We start from the raw sequence: 22207 nt of genomic DNA, 5'->3' as shown, positions 1-22207 counted from the left end.
TATTGCCCACTAGTTACATTTTTTACTAAGCGAGATATACGAATTGGCAAAGTCTTTGCCCATAGCGATATAACCTGGAGTTAGGTAATGCCAAGGGTCTTTTGCGCTATATGCATAGTTTTGGGTGTTGGTCATATATGCAGCACAAATGTCTTGTTCAACAAAAGCTTGTTGGGCTTGATGAACAATCTTGATATAAGGCATTATGTCCTCTTCACCTAATTGAGAATCGGTAATTTTTCCTATGACGATGGGAATATCGTCTTTTCGCAATGCCGCTCTTAATAGTGACATTAATCTTGTTAAATTATGTAGATACGCTTTAGCTGACTCTGAGCTTGTGTGTGCATCTGCTTCGCCTTGCATCCAAATGATACCAGCGGGAATTAATCTATCTGGTTTACCATCATTATCAATATCGCGGTCACTATAAGCATTGTTAATAGTGTTTAACGCAAAATCGTATTGGTTAAGCCCTTGGCCTTGTCTAAAGTCAGGCGACCAGTTGCCAAAACCTGTGTTGATGTGTATCCCTGTGCCTCCAACTGAATACTTGATAATAGCTATATTTTTGTTTGGAAATGCGGCTGTTAACTGGGCGGCGAAAGTGAGCTCAGCGCCAAATCTATCTGTATAAAAATTCTTGTTTCCATCATTTTTAAAACCAGTACCGTGACCTGGTTTCATTTTTGTCCATAACCCGATACCACCATTTTTTTGATTGTCCAAAACGCCATTACCATGAAAAATCATCACATTTTGTTCTTTCACTAGCTCGTTTGGCAGCTCTGAATTGTAGCCGTAGCCATCCATATTTGATTGGCCCCCCAAAAAGAAGAGCATGTATTCTTTGCTGACGACACTGTGGCTGGTTAAAGCTAGCAGTAAAATTAAAAGGTACTTGTGCATAAATCACCTAAGTGCTGTAACTGGTTATTAATTGACTATCTAGTCAGTATAGTCGGATTTGTTTTATCTAAAGGTCTTTCCGTAAACAATGGCTGTGTTACTGCCGCAGATTAGAATGATTTAAGTATTAAACTTTTGCAGTTTATTAGACATAAGATAAATTCGCAGATAGCTTTTAAAAAGTCTCATTTGTTGTGGGTTATACGAATTATTGGTGTATCAACTCACTTCCAAGTGTGTAAAAGGGGCAAAGCCCCTTCAATCGGTAATCAGTTTTTAACCTTATCCCCAACAGCCAACCTAATGTTATTTAACTTACATTGGGTTATTTCATAAGCTTGTTGGGCGACTTGGTAGGCGTCTGGGTATTCGTTTGGCTCATCCACACCTGGTATCCAATATTTGCGCCGAGTTAGACGCAGGCCATTATCAAAAGCGCCAACTGCGTTAAATATCTCTACTGCAAATGGGCCGTTGAATCTTTCTAATATTGGGGTGAATATGCCTTCCCAAGGTAACCAGCTATTGACTAGTTCACCTCTATCCGGTGGTGAGGCTTGGGCATAATGCAAACGGCCTTGGTCGGCTATATGTTTAATTTGTTGTTTATATAGTTCAGGGCCGTCACCGTCTAAGGTTTCTTGCGCACTGTCTAATACAACACCAACAGTTGGGTCTTCAATACCATTTAAAAATGATATGAGTTGTGCAAGTTTGTTTGGCCCTGGTGTTTCCCAATGGCTTATGGGTTCAATTGCCAGTTTCACCCCTTTGGTTTGCGCGTATTTTCCAAGTTCAACAAAACAAGCTTGGGCATTGGCGTATCTCAGCTCTAGTTCGTCTTGTAGTTTGTCGCTCCAAACTGGCTGACCATTGGGTGCGCTAAATACATACCCGCCGTACGGAATAACCATAGGCCCCATCATTATTTCACCACCTAAAGCGGCAGTGATATCTATGCGGGATTTTAGGTATTCAATGCCTGCTGCACGTATTGCTGGGTTGGATGAGCTTGGATCACAATCAGGTGTTGCACCTACATTGGTTGCAACCTTGATGTTGGCAAAACCTGCATCATCCATGCGTTGTCGAAAGGCGATATAAGCGTTGAGTTCATCTGCATATGTTGGAAAAGCATATGCTGTGGTGTCTTCTCGACCGGGATGAAACTCAAAACCTGTATAACCCATATCAACTAGCTTTTGAATATGCTCCATGGATTGGTCTAAAAAGTTTTGGTCTTCAATCGAAAAATTGGAGCCAAACATAAAAAAACTAAAATAGAGTTCAGTATGCTGTTGCATCTGTTGTTACTCCTATCCGTTGGAATTTATAAGCCAGTTATCTCTTTAAGGTATTTGCGTGCCATTTGCGCATACAATAAAGGCGTGGCTTTTGCTGGGTCTTGTTCGGCTTCAACCACTAACCAACCTGCATAATTTTTGTTGGCTAATGCTTCTAGAATTTCTTTAAAGTCTAAACAACCGTCTGGATCGCCCGGTACAGTGAACACCCCTTGTAAAATAGACTCTTTAAACGATAGGTTGTTGGCTAAGCTGTAGTCCATTACATCTTGGCGAATATTTTTTAAATGCACATGTTTGATTCGGTCGCTGTACGATTCGATAAAGTCTAAACAGTTGCCGCCAGCAAAATGTAGGTGGCCTGTGTCTAAACACATACATACGCAGTCTGGATCAGTCATTTCTGCCAAACGCGCAATTTCGTCTGTGGTCATAACACCTGTGCCCATATGGTGGTGGTAACACATTTTTATGCCTTGGCAGTTGGCTTTATGGCCGAGTTCATTTAGTCCATTGGCTAAACGCTTCCATTGGTCGTCATTAAACTTTGGTGCGTTTGGTACAAGTGCAATAGGTTGTTGGTGCGACGAACCACCCAATTCGGCAAGTACTAAATCACCGCTTTGCATTTCTTGTAAAAACTTAATTTCTTTTTCAAAGTTTGCTAGGGTTTCTTCGTACATATCGTTAATGGTGAAGTAGGTACTCACCCAAGGCTCAGACATTTTTAAATCGCGCATGTCGAGTTCGCGTTTTAGTTCAGCTGTGTCGGTTGGGTATTTATGCCCGCGGCTACAGCCAGCAAATCCTGCAAGTGCCATTTCACTGACAATTTGCCCAAATGGAATACCAATATCGATATCGGGAAAGTCATCATTTACCCAGCCTGTCGGCGTGATACCAAATTGAATTGTGCCGGTTGGAAACATAGTTTGTTTGTTCATGAGAAACTTCCTGTTTGTTGGGGGTTATTGATAATTGGCTTTAAATTGCCAAGCGTTATCGAAGTTGATGTTTGGTGGTTGGCTCCAAGAGCCATAACCTGGGCCTTTGGCACCGGAAGGGTTGGCATCAATTGCGTGCCAGAGTAAACCTTCCATGTAGGAAGCTGAGCTGACAAAAAAGGTGATGTCGTTTTCACTTTTGCCATAAGCTTGGCGCCATGTGTTGGGTAATTGATACCAAGTGCCTGTGTACCAGAGTTTGATAATGTTGCGTGCCACTGGCCCTAGTTTTAAATCGCCGAGTATTTGTTTTCTTAAACCATCTAAAAACATTTGTTCATTAATTGATATTTCATAGATAGAACAATAAGTTGACAGCAAGTTGTCAACTAATTCTTGGCCAACAATATCAACTAAAGTTTGATAATAGGCTGCAACTTGGCCTGTGCCGTTTAGGGCAAATTCGTTAAAGTCGGTTAACGCACCAGATAACTCAATAAAGTGTTTAATTTGATCTGCTTGCTGTTCCATCAGACGGCCTCCGCTTCAGTTGTTTTGTTTTGTGTTTTTGCTTGGGTTGCATAAAACATTTCAAAAGTCGGCCCACCATTATGGTTGGGGTCATTCGGAATAGGGTTGCGAATAAGCTGGGTTGCATGTTCTTTTAATCTGAACATGTCACAAACAGCGCCAAGCAAAAGATCTTGCTGACCTCGAAAAGCTTGGTTAACTAAACCTAAAAATCCAAAGTAGCTGTAGTTAAATTTTTGTGCTGCTTGATATAACAATGATTCTTGGGGGAAATCTTTCATTTTAGGATTTTGTTTAACCGGATAAACCGCTTTGTAATCTACTGCAAACTTTTCGCCAGTTGGTTTACCGGGTTCATCTCCTAGTTGATAAAACTGGCCAAGTTTCAATTGTTCAAAACGGTAGTAATGGGCAATTTCTCCTTGTGGATCGAAGATTTGCTGGCAATGACCCTCACCTTGGTCTTTGATTAAATCTAACGCTTGTATTGCCGAATCTTTATCTGTTACCACAACTACATTGCCGCCACCCGAATAATAATATTTGTTGGAAACTTGGAACTTAACATCTCCAATAAATATGGTTTTACCTTGTTGCTGCGCTTGTTCTTCTAAATACTCTATGCCTTCGATAATTGCATCGTAAAAATCACCAATGCTATAAAAACTATAAGTGGCGGATTTAAGGGGTTTAACTGCTTTTAATTGAAATTTATGGTGATTGCTGCGAACAATACAGCCTTTTAATTCGGTGCAGCCACAATCGGGTGGTTGTTTCGAAGGACGTTCGATATTTAAAAATGTATCTAAGGTATCAGGCGAAAATTTATCAATTGAAACTTGAAAGTCTTTTTCGCCGTCGGGCAAATAAGTTGGGAAGTCAGGCACAAAACCTTCGGCGGTTAAGTCTGGGTGTTTGCCTAAAGCGTTCAGTACATTGGCTGATAAGGTCATGTGTAACATCTCTTCAACCAGCACAGCGCGAATAACCTGAGTTGCTTCTATGTTGGTTTCTGGATGAATGCTATACAAGGCGGTTAAGTATGGTGGAATGGTTGCATGTTCTAATTGAATGGCCGCATCCAGCATTTGATATAAGTCGTCTATGTTATTGATTATACGATTATTCATGGCAGGCTTCCTTGGCTGTGTTGGTATTACTTTCATTACCTAAATCAATTCGATAATGGCTCAACTTATTTATAATATCTTCAGTGGTTTTAAACACTAGCGCCGCCAGCGTGAGAGTGGTGTTGGAAGTGCCTATGGTTGGCATGCTGCCAGAACCTATTAGATATAAATTGGCATGATCCCAAGATTGCTGATTTTCATTAACTACAGAGTTTTCTGCGCTAGTGCCCATGATGTGAGTACCAGAAAAGTGGTTGCCACCTCTGAAGTAATAATCTTCACCTTGGTAATTAAAATAGCCATAATCGAGCGGCGAATAATTTGAATGGTCTTCAGCGCCTAAGCGCTGATAAAAAACTTTTGAGGCTTGGCTACTAAAGGCAATTCCAGCTTTAGAATAATCTGAGACATTGTAATTAACTATTGGCCGCATGTTGCCGAGCGCATCTTTGTACTGAGGGTCGACAGTTACTCGGTTGCTTTCGTCGGCCACTTGTTCAACCATAAAGGCAAACAGCAATTGATTCGACACTCGGTTGATTACGCCTTGACGTAAATCTCGGCCAAATTTGTTTTGTTCATCTACCAAATATTCAATATCTGAAAATGGTGAACCAGTCGCCCAGCCCCAACCGTCGTTATGAATATCCACACCAAAAGCTGCTTGTTTGCTGCGACTTTTACCGTGTCGAAAATCGGCAATACCTGAAGTACATTTAGTGCCGCGCATAGTTCCGGCTGCTTCTGGTAATAAACCCCAAGTAAGCAGGTAAGTATGATCCATTAAATTTTTGCCAACTAAACCGCTGGAACTTGGTAAGCCTGACGCAAGCATTAAACGCGCGTTTTCAATGGCGTTAGTCGCTAAAATAAACAATTTACCACTGACTTTTCCTTCAGTGTATTCGGGGCTTTGAGTGGTTTTGTAATGTTTAAATTCGATGTGGCGAATGCGGTTGTCGTCTTTACTCACGACAACTTTGCTGGCAACTGCTTGTGGTAAAAAGTCCATCAAACCTGTTCTGGCAGCGTCCATTAAAGTTTTACGCGCATCGTATTTGGCTTGTACTGGGCAAATAGGTACACAGTTGTTATTGCCTTGGCAACGGCCGCCTTGTTCAACTTGGTGAGCGCTCACAGCACCAACAGGTTTAAAACCTGAACCGTGATTGTAATTGGGATTTGGAATGCCATTACGCCCTTGTGGAAAGGGGCGAACTTTAACTGTATGGGTTTCACCAGACAGCTCAAATTCAGCACCATCAATACCTTTGGCAACAACTTGGTCTAGGTAAGATGGCGGCAAACCATACATGGGATAAACATAATCTTGTTCGTATTTAATCCCATAAAAACCTTGTTCTTCGACGTTAGCAGAAACCCCTATTTCGCGCTCGGCCATTCGATAATACGGCATTAAGTCGTCGTAACTAATCGGCCAATCTAAACCCACGCCATAGGTACTTTTTATCGAAAAATCTTCCGGTAACATGCGTAAAATTTTTGCTTCCCAATGCATGGTAGTACCACCAGTTACACGGGTGTAAGTACTGTCTAATGCCAGAGGTCCATTCTGTACCATGTAACCTTTAGCATCAGTTTGGCCAGGTATTAATTTACTAATTGTGGTTGATCTTGGCATTGGGGCATTGGGATTTTCAGGGTAAGGAGCGTTGTTGTCTTTGGAGGCGTTGCTGTAATAATTACTGAGGTATTGTTTAAAGCCGCTATAAGTTAAATCTTTCGCTGGTGCTGCCTCTAAAACCAATACATTTAGCCCTTTGGCTGTGAGTTGTTTAGCTGCAATTGCGCCACTGATCCCCGAACCTATAATCACAGCGTGGTATTCACCACTGGCGGATTTTTCTATAGCTTGGTCTGGTGTGATTTGTTTGATCGTTCTGGTTGAATGCGTCATGAGAAAGCCTTTTAGTTATATGCCCAAGCAACTCAGGCATAGATTCCATTAACAAGCTTGTGAACGTTTTTTGTTCACCCTCAGTGTAGCAGCAAATTTTAAAAGCAAAGGTGAAATTGATGAATTTTACGAACAAAATTTTATTTTAATTTTTAAAGCTATCTAAATCAGGGGCTTAACATGAAATATTTTATTCAGTGGCAATGTGCGCCAGCAAAAGTCAAATCTGTGTATATACTTTCAATTGCGTTTCGGCGCACTTACAACGGATTGTTACTGCGAGGCGCACGGCAGATTAACCGATAATTCTTGTCTGCCTGCTTACACCATGACATTCCGAGAACTTAATCTTAACTTGATGATTTATTCATCTCTCTTGGAAATATTATGTCTATACAAACCAACACTATGCTTAAGATGGAAACCGAGTATGCAAGCCCAATTGTGGCTCAATCTTTAGATCAATGGACTGTATCAGCTAGACAATTTGTTTTAGAAAAAATGATCGCCAATATTTCACCAGCCGACGGTGAGCGTGGTGCTGTTTTGGCTTCACCTTCGAGAAATAATCCAAATTATTATTACCATTGGGTACGAGATGCCGCTCGGACTATGAGTGAAATCGCTAAGCTAAATGGCTTAGATAAAACTAATTTCAAAGACCAATATTACCAACTCATGGTCGATTACGTTGAGTTTTCAAAGATTAATCAGACTACACCAACGGTCAGTAATAGTTTAGGTGAACCTAAATTTTATGTAACAGGTCAAGCTTTTAGTGGCCCTTGGGGTCGACCACAAAATGATAGCCCCGCACAAAGAGCGTTAACACTAACCCGTTGGGCAAACATACTTTTAGCCAATGGTGAGCAGCAATATGTGACTGGCATTCTATACGATGGTCAGGAACCTTCATTTAGTTTGATTAAAGCCGATTTAGATTTTGTCGCTAACCATTGGCAAGACAGCTGTTTTGATTTGTGGGAAGAGGTAGACGGCAGCCATTTTTATACGCGAATGTTGCAGCGCACTGCTTTACGCGAAGGTGCTGATTTAGCGAGTTTGCTTAACGACCAAGGTGCTGCTGACTTTTATAACCAGCAAGCTGAATTAATTGAAAATGCTATGAGTGATTTTTGGAGTGAAGACAAAGGTTACTTTATGGCAACGCTGAACCGCGTTGGTGGTTTAGATTATAAATATTCTGATTTAGACGTAGCGGTAATGCTTGGTACTTTCCAAGCAATGTCAAAAACACATCCGTTTTTAAGTCCGAATGACGACAAAATTTTAGCTACTGCGTATGCGCTGCATCAAGCGTTTGACCCTTTATATCCAATCAATGCAATTGAACAAACCGCAAGCGGCGAGCCAGTTGCTCCTGGCATTGGTCGTTACCCAGAAGACAAATACACAGGCAGCGGGCCGTTAAGCCAAGGCAATCCATGGTTTTTATGCACGGCTTGTTTAAGTGGTACAAGTTATAAAGCGGCTGCTTTATTTGCTGCACAGAAATCGATTCAAATTACTCAATACAATGTTAATCAGCTTAACTTAGCGGTTGCGCTGATTGACACAAAATTAGTGTTGAATGTTGGGGATAGTTTTAGCAACAAAACCAAAGCGTTTAAAACAATTATCCAAGGGGTAAAAGCTTTAGGTGATGCCTATTTACGCCGAGTGCAAATTCATGCTGGTGAAGATGTATCGCTTTCAGAGCAATTTAGCCGGTACGACGGTTATATGACTAGCGCGGTTGATTTAACTTGGAGTTATGTATCGGTTGCTATCAGCATTGATTTACGTAACGAACTCAATTTTTAGCTAATTGAATAAGGCATCTGCGGATGCCTTTTTCTTATCTACAGCTATAGCTTTTCTAATCAAGCCACTCATTTATGGACGGAGAGTACCAATATGACGATTCCAATTACTAACCCATTTAAAATAGTTGTTAAACGCCAAGGTGACGTATGTATTCATACCTTTATTTCATCGTATGAAGGCAACAATATTGCCAATGCAACACATATTATTGAAAGTGCCAATACTTTAGTGGTAATCGACGGGCAGTTTTTACGTCCTTACGCTAAGAAGTTTCGTGAATATGCCGACAGTTTGAAAAAGCCAATTGATAGAGTTTATTTATCACATCGCCATCCTGATCATTGGTTTGGTTTGGGTGATGCTTTTAGTGATGTTGATATTTATGCGCCAATCGAAACTATAGAGTTTCTTAAACAACATGGCGAAGCATCGCGCGAAGATCATATTGCCAAAATAGGTGCTGATTTAGCCCCAACCCAAGTGGTTATTCCTGAGCATGTTGCTAAAGCGGGCATTGATGTAATCGACGGGGTTAAATATGTAGTTGAACGAGTAGTTGATACCGAAATTGACTATGCAATTACCCTGAAGCTGCCGGATTATGGTGTGTATATAGTGCAAGATTTAATTTATAGCGGCACGCACTTGTATGTAACTAAATATATTGATCACTGGGTTGCGATACTCGAAAACATGCTGACCTCAGATTATGAGATTTTCTTGCCTGGGCATGGTTTTCCAGCCGACAAAAAAGAAGTTACCGCCAATGTTAAGTATCTTACCGCAGCTAAGTTAGCAATAGATGATGGTTTAAAAGACGACGCCTATAAACAATTTATGTTACAGCGTTTTCCTGAACGTGAATGCCCAGCGATTTTTGATATCTACATTCCGCGTTTGTTTGACGGCGCACCAGAATATTAATAGTGAGGGATTAAATTATGAATGCTCAATACACAGTAGGCCAATATTTAGCAGATAGATTAGAGCAGTTGGGTTTAGGTCATTTATTTTCTATCGCCGGTGACTACACAATTAACTGGATTAACAATTATATTGAGCCTAGCTCAATTGAGTTAATTGAAGAAGTTAACGAATTAAACGCTGGTTATGCCGCTGATGCATACGCAAGATATAAAGGCATAGCTGCTATGTGTTTTACCTATTCTGCCGGTACTTTAAGTGCGGTAAATGCGGTTGCTGGAGCTTATGTTGAACGCGCGCCTGTGGTGCTGATAAACGGTTCACCTAACATCAAACAACGACTAACCTTTCAAAAAACAGGTTTTGTTTCGCACCATATGATTAATGGCGAAACTGATTTGAACATTTATAAAAATATCACAGCCGCCGCAGTTAAAATTGATAATCCTGATTTAGCACCTAATTTAATCGATTATGCGCTTACTCAATGTATTACTGAAAAGCGTCCAATTTATATTGAATTGCTGGATGACATGGTTGATCAAACTTGCAATGCGCCAGTCGGAAAATTGCAGCCAGCTAGAGTTATGTCTGATCCTGCTGGTTTGTTAGCATCAGTGCAAACCATCAAACAAAAACTTGAAAGTGCACAAAAGCCAATTATTTGGGTAGGTGCTGAAGTAGACCGTATGGGTTTGCATGTGCAAGCTGAACAACTGATTAAAAAGTTAAAATTGCCTTATGTCACCGAATTAATTAGCAAAGCGCTATTGTCTGAAAACGATGCGTTATTTGCTGGTGTATACGATGGTCAAGCATCATCAGCCGCAACGCAAAAATTAGTCGCAGAATCTGATTTTATTTTAGCTTTGGGCGTGTGGTTATCTGATATTAATTCATTAGGTGGCACTATAGACTACGACAAAATGGCGCTAGTGGCTGGTGATACTGTTAAATACGGTACTTATTTTGTACCTCAAGTTTCGTTGGGGCAGTTTATTGATGAAGTGAACAATCAAGCAATAAGCTGTGCTACGCCAGACTGTTTGCCAACGGATGAAGCTCCAGCTGCCTTAAACCCAACTGATGCGATAAGTTATCAAGGTTTGTATGAATTTATTCAAAGCAAACAATATATTACTGATTCAACTTTAGTTGGCAGTGATGCAAGCTTAAATTATTTTGGCAGCATTTTGCTTAAAGTGGGTGCACCAAGAGGCTTTTTGGCACAACCAACTTATTCGGCAATTGGTTATATAGGCCCAGCCGCAACCGGCATGAGCTTAGCTAAACAAGACCATCAAAGAGTGATGGTATTTTCCGGTGACGGTGGTTTTCAAATGAGTCCACAATGTTTATCAACCCAAACTCGTTTTGGTTTAAATCCGATTATTTTTGTAGTGGATAACGGTGTTTATGGTGTTGAACAGTGGCTGTACGATGCTGAAGTATTTTCGAGCGAGCGAGAGTTTTTCGATTCTTGTGTATTACATAGATGGGATTACGCCAAATTAGCAGAAGTGTTTGGTTGTAAAGCTTGGGTAGCCAATACCTACGCCGAGTTAGAAACCGCTGTGTTAGGTGCGTTAGAAAATGCCAACAGCCCTTCACTTATTCAAGTGAAAGTTCCGCAAAAATCATTGCCGGAGAATGCTAGGTGGAAAGAAAAATAACTTTCCACTTGTGTTTGAGTTAAGAGTTAGCACAATGGTTAACTCTTAACTTTTCTGCATGAGCAGTCTTATGAGCATTATTAAATTTGCTTTCGGTGAGTGTTTTTTGGGCCAAGTATTAGTGGCGAGTACAGATAAAGGCATTTGTGCAATTGCTATTGGTGATGAATCAGCCCAACTATTAGCTGACTTGTCTGCTAACTTCCCAAAGGCTCAATTGCAGGCTGATGAGTCTGTATCTGTTGTTGCAGCAAAAGTTGTAGCCTTTATCAATAATCCGCAAATAGATTTCACCTTAGCACTAGATATTCGCGGCACTCAATTTCAAACTCAGGTTTGGCAATTTTTACAGCAAATACCAGTTGGTCAAACAATGAGTTATGCTGAAATTGCTAAGCAGATTTCCTCGCCAACTGCAGCAAGGGCTGTCGCTCGCGCTTGTGCAACCAATAAACTCGCCGTAGTTATTCCATGTCATAGAGTTATTCGCGGAGATGGGAGTTTGTCTGGATACCGCTGGGGTTTAACACGAAAAAGTCAGCTGTTGGCGAAAGAAAAGTTATTGGCAAAGTAAGCTTTTATCACTTTATCACTACACACCAACAAGCACGACTTTTGTTAATCAATAAAAATCTATCGAGTGAAGTCAGATTCAAGCTCTAAATAAGTATTGTCGGTTTGTGGCCAACCGGCTTTATCAGGGCTTTGATAGAAGTGGTGAATATATTTTTGCCTAAATTCGTTAAATATTTCACCTGTTACATGCGCTGAAAATGCTTCGGCGCTGGCATATCTTTCGTAAAAAATGACTTCGTTTTGCAAGTCGTTGGGTATATTTTTCGCTGGTGGATTTAATGGCTGGTTGTCACTATCCAATGGCGGTTTTGCCCTTATATGAACATTGTAAGAAAGCGTGTTGGGTTCGTTCAATTCAACTTGAATGGTTAATTCTTTTAACGCTTGAATAAGCTCGTCGCTACAGCCGTTTTTTAGTTTCCATCGAGAGATGAGTGCAATCATATCTAGCTCCATTAGGTTGGTTATGCATTGGGATTTTTCCGTGCTGTTTCAGTATATAAGCTAAATTCGGGATAACAAGCTAGAGTCCTTTCTAGGGAGTAGTTTATTCTTAGAGTAAGGCGAATTCAGCCAGTTATAAGAATAAACAGCCCCTAGAAAGCAAAAAGCTAGACCATCTACAGCCTTACAACTGCAATCTCTTTGCTTGTTCGATTAACTCTGGATTGCTCAATTGGCTATCCAATAAAAGCACTTGCACACTATGCGGCGTTAATTCAAATTGCCAGTTTGCTTGTTTGGATAAATCAATCTTGATGCCAGTAAAAGCGTTTTGCCAAGTGGCTAAGTTGTGCAATTCATCTAATTTAATTTGTTTGCTGGCATCACTTTTATTTAGCAATACTAACGCAGTTTGGTTTTTACCTTGGTGTTGATAAATTCGATAAAACGCAGCTGTGTCTTGGTTAAATTGTAAATTCAGCTGCAAGCCCCGTTGCAACGCAATTGAATTTTTACGCACATGTGCAATTGTTTTTAATTGTTGTACGATAGGGTGAGTTTTTGCTTTTTCTATATTTTGTTGGCCGAGATAATTACGGTTGCCTTGGTGTTCGGCTTTACCTGTCATAAAGTTAATTTCTGAGCCGTAATAAATAACCGGAATACCGCGGCTGGTGAATAACCAGTTGTTTGCGTCAATAAAACCATTGTCGTCAGCATTCATTCGCGCCATGTCATGGTTGTCGTAAAAGGTCATCAACTCGTATGGGTTTTGGTAAATGCCGTCAGTTAAATGTAAGTAACTTAGAATATCTGCGTAACTTGCGTCTTTATTTTCAAAAACTTGAGTGATAGCCGCACGGCCAGGGAAATCTAATACGCTAACCCCGCCATTTTCAGGACGAGTATGTTGGGCGATAAAGTTAGCATCATAATTATAACTTTCGCCAAACATAAACATATCCGGGTAACGTTGGCGAATTTTATTACTGACGCGATACCAAAAATGATGTGGCATTTCTCGAATGGTATCTATGCGAATTGCATCTACACCTTGCTCAATCCAATACAAATATGCATCGGTTAAATATTCAAAAGCCGCTTGGTTATTTTCATCAATATCAGATAGCTGAGCGAGCCCTGTGTGAGTATTATAAAACTGATGTAATGGATTGGTTTTATCTAATTTGCTTGGGTGGATGTTTTGATGATCGGCAACCAGTTTGCCATTTTTATCGTAAATTTTGCCAAACTGCGGCATTTCTTCAACCATTGAGTAGGCGGGCGAACCATGGTTACCCACTATATCTAATACAAACTTTAAATTGTGCTGTTTAAGCCCAGCAGAAAACTGTTTGAAAGATAAATCTTGCGAAACTAAATGTTCATCTGCTTGGTAAAAATTATGCGCCCAATAACCGTGATAACCGGTTTTGCCACCATCTTTATAACCACCATCAAAAGTGATGGTTTCGCCACCGTTAAAAGCATAATCAGGGTTATCCCAAATCGGCGTTAGCCACACTGAGGTAAAACCTAAATCGGCTATGTATTGCGCGTTATTTAATACACCTTTTAAGTCGCCACCTAAATAACCCACATTGGCTGTTTGGCCATTTGGTCCGGGCAATTCGCGGTTAAATGTGCCCCAACTGCCGTCACCCCAATCTTTACCTTGTTGAGGAAAGTTATTCGTTTTATCACCATCAACAAAACGGTCGGTTAACGCAAAATATACTGCTTCTTGAGCAAAAGGTTCTAAGGTGCCGTATAAGCTGGTGGTTGAATTTTCTGTGGTGTTTGTTTGGTTACTTGAGCAAGCATTAACTAATGTAAGTGCGCATGCACCTGCAAGTAAAGTGAGTTTTAATTTCATCTGTGTGCCTAATGATTATTGGTTTTATTCAATACAGCGCAAAGTATTGAACTAATGCTTACCAATAACCATTAACTAAACTCGCAGACGGCTTTTAAAAAGTCTCATTTATAAATTGCTATTAATACTATCTAACAATAGCTGTGCTTTGTTTGAGTGTTCAGATTGTTGCTGCGATAAAATAAAACCTAATTCATCTTTCGCTTCGCTGACTAAACCTAAGTCGGCTAAACATTTTGCTATGTGGTAGCGTAAATCTAGGTCATTCGGCATTTTCACAAAAGCTTTACGTAAGTAGCCAAGTGCTTCAGTACTTTGCCCTGTCTGTGCTAACAACACACCATAGGTTTTTTGGATATGCTGATCTTGCTTATCCAACTCTATAGCTTGTTGTATATAGAGCTGACTTTTATCTATATCAAGCTGCATATAAATATTCGCTAGGCGATTTAACAAAGCTGCTCTATTTGGGTTAGTTGGATGTTGCAATAATTTTTCATACTGCTGTGCCGCTAACGACCAATGTTGATTGTAGTAATAATATTGCGCTAACAAGTTAATAGGGAAATAACGCTGTGGGTGTTGCTCAATTAGTTGCTGGACTTGTTGGGTAAATATTTTTTCGTCTAAACCGAAACGAGTTAAGTTGTATAACTTAGCTAAAGCGAGCTCTAATGTATCGTCTAATGATAAGGCTCTTTTGTAGCTGAAAGCCGCATTGACAATTTCGCCTTTTTGTTCATACATTCTGCCAGCTAAAATATATAAACTGGCCGAGTTTGCATTTAGCTTTAATTGTTTGTTGATCTCAGTTTCTGCTTTGGCGGTTTGATTGTCATTGAGCAAGAGTTCAATAAGTTGATTAGTCACTTTTGCATGATTCGGTTGCAGTTCGAGAATTCTGCGTAAGCTGTTCTCAGCTGCGACTATATCTTGTTGTGATAAATACAACTGGCTTAGTGCTAACAATAAAATTGGGTCGTCATTCGCGCTAGTAGCGAGCATTTTGCTATCCAAAGCGCTACTTTTTTGATTGCCGACGGCTAAATATAGGTAAGCTCGCTGTAATAAATATTTAGGCTCTGCGGCGGTAATAGAAACCAGTTTATCGAGTGTTTTTATTGCGTCATTCAGTTGCTTCTGTGCCAGATAAATTCCGAACATACCATCAAGTGCGCTAATGTTTTCTGGCTCTAGCGTTAACACGGCCAAATAACGTTCAATAGCTTGTTGGTAATTACCTGCTTTTACATCAATTTCTGCGAGTAGAGTTAAAGTTGGTTGATGCAAAGGTTGCTGTTGGTGAATACGCTGGAGTTCTTTTAATGCCTGCTCAAATTTATTTTGCTGATAATAAATGCTCGCCAGATTAAAGCGTGCACTAATTGATTCAGCGTTCAAAGTTAAAGTGTGTTGGGTTATTTGAGTTGCTTCAACTAGCGCTCTTTGTTGTATCAGTATCGCTGCTTTAGTTGTTAAATAATCTTCATTATTGCTCGCGTGTACCAATAATTGGTTGATGCTTTTAAGTGCTACGTCCAAACGTTTTGCTTGTAAATTCAATACACTGTGAATAAACAACAAATGACTATTGGTGTGTTTCTCGACTAATGTATCTAACATGGATAACGCCAACTCGGTTTGTTGGCGAGCGAGTAATATTTTAATTTCCAGCAGTTGCACATCTATCTGCTCTGGGTGATGTTGTTGTAAATCTTCCAGCAGAACTAATGCTTTAAAGGTTTTGCCTGAATTTAGATATTGTTCACCAAGCAATACAATAAAACTTGGATACTGTAACAAGGCTTTTTGATGCAATTCCATTAAGTCGACAGCATCTTTGTGTTGTTTCAATGCAAGTTGTGTGCGGGCTAGCAGCATAACAGCTTGCATATCTTGTGGTTTTTGCTCTGTCAGTACTCTGAAATCGCGTAAGGCTTGCTGATACTTATTTTGGGTAAAAGACAATAAACCGCGTAACAATAATAAGGTTGGCTCTTCATCTATTATTTCATCCGGCAATACATATACATGCTCTGCCAGTTGTTGTAATTGCTCCAAAGCTTGCTGTGATTTTTCAGCAGACGCATGCGTTAGTTGGCTATTAACTAAAATAGCGAAAGGATCTTGCGGTGATAGTTGTAAAATTTGCTCAATAACTAAACTAGCATTGTTGGTATCATTTTTTGCTAAATAAACATCAGCTAAAGTTTTTAACAAGCTTAGTTGCTTTGGGGCGATAGATTTTGCCACTAGTAGTTGCTCAAGCGCTTTTTCGTGTAAACCTGCTTGTTTGTTGAGTAAAGCCATCAAATGCAGTGTCGCTACATTGTTCGGCGCTTTTTCGAGTGCTTGCGTTAGATATTCACCTGCTTTGGCATAGTCTTGTTGCAAATAGGCGATATTGGCTAAGCCGTTAAGCTGCTCTACTGGGTTATTTGTTAGCTTAGTTAACTGTAAATAACTCTGTTTGGCACAATCATAGTCTGGCAGTTTTAAACACGCATTTACGCGCACATATTGCCAATCCACTTGTTGTTTATGGCTTAGCGAAGATGGTGGTTTAAATTCGACAATTTGTTGGTATTGCTTGAGCCTAGTTAATACTTGTGCCCAGCTATCAATATACAAACTGAAGTCGACGCCACTGTTAATTATTTGCTCAAAGTAGCTATTGGCCGCTTGGTATTCGCCTATTTGGGTTAAGACTTGCGCCATTAATGTTTGTGCGGGCAAATTTGTTGAGTCTTGCTGTAGAACATTTTTAATATGAATGATTGATTCATCGTAATTTTTTTGTTGGTAGGCTGAACGCGCTTTTTCGTAGCTGAGTTGAATGCTGGTTTGGGCAAAAGTGCAATAAGGCAAAATAAGGGCAACAAGTGCAAGGGATTTCAGCCACATATATGAAGTTCCTGAATTTCTTTTTTGTGAGCGCATAAAATAAAAAGGCGGTAAAAACCGCCTTAATATATTATAAATTTTTGCTTAAATTCAAATAATTGAATGGTTTAAGCCTTTTGTAGGCGTTTGCGTGCCATCAACAAACCAAGAGCAATAAGTAACAGGGTTATCATTGGAGGTTCTGGTACTTCTTGAGCCGGTTCTGGTGGTGTATAGGCGAAAAGTTTGTTGTGTATTTCTACTGAACCAGAATAAGACAATGCAGCTACACCGCCGTCAATAGAACCAGTTGAACCAGAGATATCTGCGTAAGGCGCAAGAATAGAACCATTCCAACCGTCGCCACTAAAAGTTAATTCTGTCGCTTCGTAAAAGTTCCATAAAACCATAGATGCGAGTTCTTTGGTGAAATTACCTTGAGCTTTAGAGGAAATATTGAGCGAGCCTGTACCCGCAACGTTGATCACAACCGGGATTGTAGGGGTTGAGCTAAAATCAAATCCACCAGATAAAATATCGCTGCTGCTGATGTTATACACTGACAACTCGTCTGTCGCGCTAGCGCCTGAGACAAATTTCTTTTGGTTAAAATCTGAGGTATCAAACGTACTATTCGCAGCTAACGATTGGTAATACTGACTTTGTGCAATTACTTTATCGTACAAGGCATCAAATTCAGATTGTAAAGCGGCTTGGTTTTGCTGTGTTGATGTGCCACCAGAACCGTTATTGATTAAATTGGTGCTGCCAATATTGCCGCCATAAACTATGTTGTGACCGTTTTCTGCTTTGACGTCATTCGCGCTAATGTCACCAACAACAGTTACAGCATCTACTTTTGGATCGGTTGCAAGTTTGCTACCAACGTCTAAAGAGCGGCCGGGCATATTAATGTCACCACCAATAAAGATTTTCCCTTCAATATCACTTGAAGTGGATAGATCATTTTTCAGAATCAGGTTGTAAGTATCGACAGTTGAAGCCGAAACTGAATATGTATGCAGCGCAGTTAATAAAACAACAGATATTGCGGTTGTCCATTTCATAACGGTTTTATCCAATTGGAATTATTAAAGTTTTTATTGTTAAGGCTAAAAGCAAGAAGTAAGCCATTGTTTAAGTTGTTGTTCTGGTTAGGGTTTTAATGAGCGCTGGTTATTTGCTGTAAAATAGTCTGACAATGTTTTCATCAGTACAGAAACATGCTTTTAACACTTTGCTTACAGTAGGTGTTTGGCGACTTTAAACTGTCATATTAACGTGCTATTAATGCCGCTTCTTCAGCATGTGCAGTGACTATGAAAAACCAGCAAGCCATATTTGAACAAGCTGCCGAGTGGGCGGAAATCGCAGATGAGTTAACTGAGCAACAGCAACAACAGCTGCAGTTGTGGTTAGCGGCTGATCCTGCACATCAGCATGCTTACGATAAATGTATGGCTATTTGGCAGTCCGATGAATTGGCCGATGCGCTGCAAAGTTTGCCGAATCAAAACACAAAAAAACAAGCTGATAAAGCAAGCTTAACTTTTACAAAAAAGCACTTACTGGGTAGCTGTTGTTTCGCCCTATTTGCTTTGTGTGCCAGTATTTTTACTTTAAAAAATAGTCCTGAAATGGCGCCTATCGTCGCTGCCACACCAACAGATGAGCACAATCAAACTCAACAAATTAATTTGCCAGATGGCTCAGTGATGACATTGGCCGGTGAAACGCAACTGACTTTTAATCAGCAAAAGAAGGTGCGCAGCGTTACCTTGAATAAAGGCGAATCTTTATTTGCGGTTGAGCATATTGCCGATGACCAACCTTTTTATGTACATGCTGGTGATGTGCAGGTACAGGTAACAGGTACAACTTTTTCGGTGGATAAAAACGACTACTCAACGCAAATTATTGTGGTTGAAGGTAGTGTGGTGGTCAGTGCAAACAAGCAGCAACTTGTGTTAACCGCAGGGCAAAGTGTTGAAGTGATTAAAGGCAAGATGGCCGATAAAATTATTTATCCAGCAGCTTTTAATCATCATTTACAAGCCAATTGGTTAGATGCACAACAGATGAGTTTGGGGGCTGTTATCGCCAAGTTAGATAGAAAGTTAACCGAACAAATTAGTTTAGAAGATCCAAATTTAATGGCTATGCCAATCAATGGCCGTTTTAATTTAAATCAACCCAAACAGACGTTAAAAATGTTGGCTTTGGCTAGCAATTTGCGTCTTGCTGAATATCCGGGTCATATTCTTATCCGTCGTAATTAATTATTATGCGCTTTGTGGTAAAGCTTAATCCATTTTACTTGCGGCTTTGCTGTATTCTGTTGTTTTGTGCTGGCATTAATTTTAGTTGGGCGGCGAGCAAGGTTACCGCAGACAACTTATTTGCTAGCTTAAGGCTAGTATCTCAGCACAGCCAAATTCCGATTTTTTTTAGCCCTGATGTCACCAATGTTGCGGGTGAATTTAGCTTTGTAGCTGATGACAACTTAGCACTAAGTTTAACCACAGTTGTGGCGCAACTTGCAAAAACTTACCAAGTTAAAGTTGAGCTTATTGAAGGTTCTATTTTAGTTGCAAATATAGCGGAAACTCCACTTTCGTCCGACTCTCCAACAATCGAAAAACCTGCCGTTAAGCCAACCAATAATAAGCAAATAGCCGAAGAAGTGATAGTGAGTGCCCCAGCGTTACAAACGCGAATCAACAGGGGTTATCAAAGTTATGACAATGCGGCATCTAACCAAGGTGTACGGGTCGAAAGTTTAAATGTTATGAATGCGGCGAGTTATCCGGTTAATAATTTAGCTGAGTCGTTATTAACTGTGCCTGGTATTGCTGCGAGTTTTGATGGGGGGGAAGGACGGCAAATTGCATTACGTGGTTTGGGTGGCGATTTTGTCCATATTTCACTTAATGGTATGCAAACTTTAGCTGTGCATGGCTCAAGCTTAGATTCGCGTGAACAAAATGAACGAGCACTCGCGTTCGACTTTAATTTATTGCCAACTGAGTTGTTTGAACAAATAAACATTAGCCGGGATTATGCAGTGATTCAAGACAGTGGAGGCATTGCTGCTAACATCAATTTGTTGTCGAGCATTAGCGATGAAGTCTTGGCCGATGGTTGGCAATTTAATGCTTTTATTGAAAACAACTACCATCAATTGGCTGACAAAACAGGCACAAGTTTAGCATTTGATTGGCAAGCTAAATTTAGCAATTGGTTTTATGCGCTGTCGGCAAGTTATAAACAAAAACACACTCAAGAGCAGGGTTTTAATACTTATAGGTGGCGCAATATCAATATAGCTGATACAGATATCAGCCAGCTGCCAATCGCGCCTCAGCAGTTATTACAACAGCAACAAGTGTATTTTCCGCGAGGTAACAGATATTCAGTTTGGCATAACCAAATTGAACAAGCAGGGCTCACTGCAGCGCTGCATTATTTATCGCCGCAACTGCAGCATAAATTTGATTTGGTGATAAGCCAATTGTCGAATCAAAAATCAGAAGAGCATATAGCCACTCGAGGTATTGGCAGCACAGCTTTAGCTAGAGTGGATGAGACAAATCAACAAGCTTCTACATTGTTGGACTTGCAGTTAGATGAATTTAACTTTGTTGAATACGCTAGGGTTGCACATGCGCAGCTTGCTAGTGAGAGTCGTCAGCTGAAAAAAGACAGCCGTTTTAATCAGCTGACTTGGGCCGGTGAGTGGCAGCCCAAGCGACAATTAACCTTTCACTGGTTGGCGGGGACTGCACAAAATACCCTTAAAATACCGCACGATGAGAAAGTTTATTTAAAAACTTATGCCGATTTAGTCAGCGACTATCGCTATAACACAGATTATCCGCGCAATACTTATTTTGCTGATTTAACTCAACCGCAGTTGTGGCAGTTAGATGAAATTGATCTTCAATCAAGTTGGTATAAATTGACCCAACAGCAAGTTAAGCTCGCGCTAGATTATCAACAACAAGAGCATAAATGGACGTTTGCCACCCAGCTTAAAAATTTTGTCGACGACAGGCATATTTATCAGCAAGACGACTTATTTAAAAGCGAATTTGCACAGGGGCTGATAGATAATCAATTAACTGAGGCATATTACCGAATTGCCAATCAGCACAAACAGCTTGCATGGGCAGGGGTAAACAGTGCTGAGATTAAAGCTAATTTATTAGCTGAGCATGTTTTGACAGATAAGGATTTAAACCAAACACAAAGCTACAAGTTAAAGCGCGAACAAGTTGCAAGCTGGTTAGCATATCAGCATCAGCAAGATGAGTTAACGGTAAATATAGCCGCGCGTTACGAACAGTTAACCACTCAAATTACTGATGCCGACAACAAGGCGAATACACCTGAAAAACACAACTTAGTATTACTGTCGGCAAATGCCTTATATCAACTGCAAGAAAATTGGCAACTGCGTTTAATTGCTAGTCAAAACTATACACCAGTGCAGACCAAATATTATGCACCGACAGCTTCGTTTATAGCAGGGATTGATGGTTATTTAGTTGGTAATAGCCAACTAACCCCGTATAAATCTAACCAAGTTGCGCTGCAATCTAATGTTACCGTGGATAATGCTTATTTATCAGCTGCTATATATAACAAACGCTTAGATAACCTAATCAATTATCGACAAATTGGGGTTTATGCGGACAAAGCATTATATCAAAGTGTTAATGCTGAACATGCTTGGTTAACCGGTGTGGATATCAGTTGGCGGCAGCTGTGGTCAGCTCAATTAAGCAGTCAAATTTCTTATAGTTTTGCCGATGCGCAGCGCACACATAAATTTGCCGATATTACCGAGTATGCCGCGCCATTAGAGGGGTTATCCAAGCATATCCTTAGCCTCACGTTAGACTACCAACAGAAAAATTGGGGTGTGCGCTTAGCGGCCAATTATCGTAGTGGTTATGTTGATCAAATAAAGTTTGAACGCACAGCGCAAGACCAAATTGAATCCGGCTATTTAGCGTATGCACGAATTAATGCTGCTGCTTTTTATAAGGTTAACCGCGAGTTAGAGATAAATTTTGGTGTGCAAAACTTGAGTAATCAATACTACCGCGAATACGCAGGTAAACATCAACACTTATACAATACAACCGAAACTGGCAGGCAGTTTTATCTACGTTGGGTGTTAATGTTGTAAATGAAAGTGCACTTGCAAATGGTTATTATTTGTGTGTTAATTGGATGGTAAACGAGCAAAAACATGCAAATGTA

The 22207-nt window shown here is 40.2% G+C and carries 16 protein-coding genes; 6 read left to right on the top strand and 10 right to left on the bottom strand.

What is annotated here, in order from left to right:
* Positions 1-9: 9 nt before the first annotated feature.
* The 6 genes from ACMZOO_RS08275 to ACMZOO_RS08250 all read right to left on the bottom strand — a co-directional run bounded on the left by ACMZOO_RS08275 (position 10) and on the right by ACMZOO_RS08250 (position 6736).
* Positions 10-909 carry a sialate O-acetylesterase gene (locus tag ACMZOO_RS08275; protein WP_440906212.1) on the bottom strand — a complete coding sequence of 300 codons (900 nt, stop codon included), beginning with the start codon at positions 907-909 and terminating at the stop codon, positions 10-12.
* Between the two features lie 269 nt (positions 910-1178).
* Positions 1179-2213 carry a sugar phosphate isomerase/epimerase family protein gene (locus tag ACMZOO_RS08270; protein WP_440906211.1) on the bottom strand — a complete coding sequence of 345 codons (1035 nt, stop codon included), beginning with the start codon at positions 2211-2213 and terminating at the stop codon, positions 1179-1181.
* A 26-nt stretch (positions 2214-2239) separates the two neighbouring features.
* Complete coding sequence (gene iolE, locus ACMZOO_RS08265) at positions 2240-3157, bottom strand: myo-inosose-2 dehydratase (RefSeq protein ID WP_440906210.1); 918 nt, start codon at positions 3155-3157, stop codon at positions 2240-2242.
* 24 nt (positions 3158-3181) lie between these two features.
* Positions 3182-3688 carry a hypothetical protein gene (locus tag ACMZOO_RS08260; RefSeq protein ID WP_440906209.1) on the bottom strand — a complete coding sequence of 169 codons (507 nt, stop codon included), beginning with the start codon at positions 3686-3688 and terminating at the stop codon, positions 3182-3184.
* The gene (locus ACMZOO_RS08255) at positions 3688-4818 is read right to left on the bottom strand and encodes a ferritin-like domain-containing protein (RefSeq protein ID WP_440906208.1); all 1131 of its coding nucleotides are present in this window, start codon (positions 4816-4818) and stop codon (positions 3688-3690) included. The genes ACMZOO_RS08260 and ACMZOO_RS08255 overlap by 1 nt, the downstream gene beginning before the upstream one ends.
* A complete protein-coding gene (locus ACMZOO_RS08250; RefSeq protein ID WP_440906207.1) occupies positions 4811-6736 on the bottom strand; it encodes a GMC family oxidoreductase in 1926 nt (641 codons plus the stop codon). The genes ACMZOO_RS08255 and ACMZOO_RS08250 overlap by 8 nt, the downstream gene beginning before the upstream one ends.
* Before the next feature lie 387 nt (positions 6737-7123).
* On the opposite strand from ACMZOO_RS08250, the gene ACMZOO_RS08245 reads away from it, so the two are divergent.
* The 4 genes from ACMZOO_RS08245 (at position 7124) to ACMZOO_RS08230 (ending at position 11734) form a co-directional block, all read left to right on the top strand.
* Positions 7124-8560, top strand: coding sequence for a glycoside hydrolase family 15 protein (locus ACMZOO_RS08245; protein ID WP_440906206.1), 1437 nt, complete (start codon positions 7124-7126; stop codon positions 8558-8560).
* A 93-nt stretch (positions 8561-8653) separates the two neighbouring features.
* A complete protein-coding gene (locus ACMZOO_RS08240) occupies positions 8654-9487 on the top strand; it encodes an MBL fold metallo-hydrolase (RefSeq protein ID WP_440906205.1) in 834 nt (277 codons plus the stop codon).
* Between the two features lie 17 nt (positions 9488-9504).
* On the top strand, positions 9505-11160 hold the full coding sequence (locus ACMZOO_RS08235) for an alpha-keto acid decarboxylase family protein (RefSeq protein WP_440906204.1): 1656 nt from the start codon (positions 9505-9507) through the stop codon (positions 11158-11160).
* Positions 11161-11230: 70 nt separating this feature from the next.
* Positions 11231-11734, top strand: coding sequence for a methylated-DNA--[protein]-cysteine S-methyltransferase (locus ACMZOO_RS08230; RefSeq protein WP_440906203.1), 504 nt, complete (start codon positions 11231-11233; stop codon positions 11732-11734).
* Between the two features lie 59 nt (positions 11735-11793).
* Here the strand turns inward: ACMZOO_RS08230 and ACMZOO_RS08225 are convergent, their stop codons facing one another.
* The 4 genes from ACMZOO_RS08225 to ACMZOO_RS08210 all read right to left on the bottom strand — a co-directional run bounded on the left by ACMZOO_RS08225 (position 11794) and on the right by ACMZOO_RS08210 (position 18006).
* On the bottom strand, positions 11794-12180 hold the full coding sequence (locus tag ACMZOO_RS08225) for a putative quinol monooxygenase (RefSeq protein WP_440906202.1): 387 nt from the start codon (positions 12178-12180) through the stop codon (positions 11794-11796).
* A gap of 184 nt (positions 12181-12364) precedes the next feature.
* Entirely contained in the window at positions 12365-14056 is a 1692-nt protein-coding gene (locus ACMZOO_RS08220; RefSeq protein ID WP_440906201.1) for an alpha-amylase family glycosyl hydrolase, read from the bottom strand.
* Positions 14057-14164: 108 nt separating this feature from the next.
* A complete protein-coding gene (prsT, locus tag ACMZOO_RS08215) occupies positions 14165-16960 on the bottom strand; it encodes an XrtA/PEP-CTERM system TPR-repeat protein PrsT (protein ID WP_440906200.1) in 2796 nt (931 codons plus the stop codon).
* A 107-nt stretch (positions 16961-17067) separates the two neighbouring features.
* Positions 17068-18006: a choice-of-anchor A family protein gene (locus ACMZOO_RS08210; RefSeq protein ID WP_440906199.1), complete on the bottom strand. Its 939-nt coding sequence runs from the start codon at positions 18004-18006 to the stop codon at positions 17068-17070.
* Positions 18007-18258: 252 nt separating this feature from the next.
* Between ACMZOO_RS08210 and ACMZOO_RS08205 the strand changes: the two genes are divergently transcribed.
* Positions 18259-19218, top strand: coding sequence for a FecR family protein (locus tag ACMZOO_RS08205; protein WP_440906198.1), 960 nt, complete (start codon positions 18259-18261; stop codon positions 19216-19218).
* Between the two features lie 59 nt (positions 19219-19277).
* The gene (locus ACMZOO_RS08200; RefSeq protein WP_440906197.1) at positions 19278-22133 is read left to right on the top strand and encodes a TonB-dependent receptor domain-containing protein; all 2856 of its coding nucleotides are present in this window, start codon (positions 19278-19280) and stop codon (positions 22131-22133) included.
* The last annotated feature ends 74 nt before the right edge of the window (positions 22134-22207 follow it).

This window comes from Catenovulum sp. SX2, from assembly GCF_052056295.1.
Taxonomy (GTDB): domain Bacteria; phylum Pseudomonadota; class Gammaproteobacteria; order Enterobacterales; family Alteromonadaceae; genus Catenovulum.
Note: the sequence above shows the minus strand (reverse complement) of the source record. Positions and strands in the feature narration are given on the sequence as shown.

Coding starts and splice junctions, on each gene's coding strand:
- ACMZOO_RS08275 (WP_440906212.1), bottom strand. CDS start 909: ATGCACAAGTACCTTTTAATTTTACTGCTAGCTTTAACCAGCCACAGT.
- ACMZOO_RS08270 (WP_440906211.1), bottom strand. CDS start 2,213: ATGCAACAGCATACTGAACTCTATTTTAGTTTTTTTATGTTTGGCTCC.
- iolE (WP_440906210.1), bottom strand. CDS start 3,157: ATGAACAAACAAACTATGTTTCCAACCGGCACAATTCAATTTGGTATC.
- ACMZOO_RS08260 (WP_440906209.1), bottom strand. CDS start 3,688: ATGGAACAGCAAGCAGATCAAATTAAACACTTTATTGAGTTATCTGGT.
- ACMZOO_RS08255 (WP_440906208.1), bottom strand. CDS start 4,818: ATGAATAATCGTATAATCAATAACATAGACGACTTATATCAAATGCTG.
- ACMZOO_RS08250 (WP_440906207.1), bottom strand. CDS start 6,736: ATGACGCATTCAACCAGAACGATCAAACAAATCACACCAGACCAAGCT.
- ACMZOO_RS08245 (WP_440906206.1), top strand. CDS start 7,124: ATGTCTATACAAACCAACACTATGCTTAAGATGGAAACCGAGTATGCA.
- ACMZOO_RS08240 (WP_440906205.1), top strand. CDS start 8,654: ATGACGATTCCAATTACTAACCCATTTAAAATAGTTGTTAAACGCCAA.
- ACMZOO_RS08235 (WP_440906204.1), top strand. CDS start 9,505: ATGAATGCTCAATACACAGTAGGCCAATATTTAGCAGATAGATTAGAG.
- ACMZOO_RS08230 (WP_440906203.1), top strand. CDS start 11,231: ATGAGCATTATTAAATTTGCTTTCGGTGAGTGTTTTTTGGGCCAAGTA.
- ACMZOO_RS08225 (WP_440906202.1), bottom strand. CDS start 12,180: ATGATTGCACTCATCTCTCGATGGAAACTAAAAAACGGCTGTAGCGAC.
- ACMZOO_RS08220 (WP_440906201.1), bottom strand. CDS start 14,056: ATGAAATTAAAACTCACTTTACTTGCAGGTGCATGCGCACTTACATTA.
- prsT (WP_440906200.1), bottom strand. CDS start 16,960: ATGTGGCTGAAATCCCTTGCACTTGTTGCCCTTATTTTGCCTTATTGC.
- ACMZOO_RS08210 (WP_440906199.1), bottom strand. CDS start 18,006: ATGAAATGGACAACCGCAATATCTGTTGTTTTATTAACTGCGCTGCAT.
- ACMZOO_RS08205 (WP_440906198.1), top strand. CDS start 18,259: ATGAAAAACCAGCAAGCCATATTTGAACAAGCTGCCGAGTGGGCGGAA.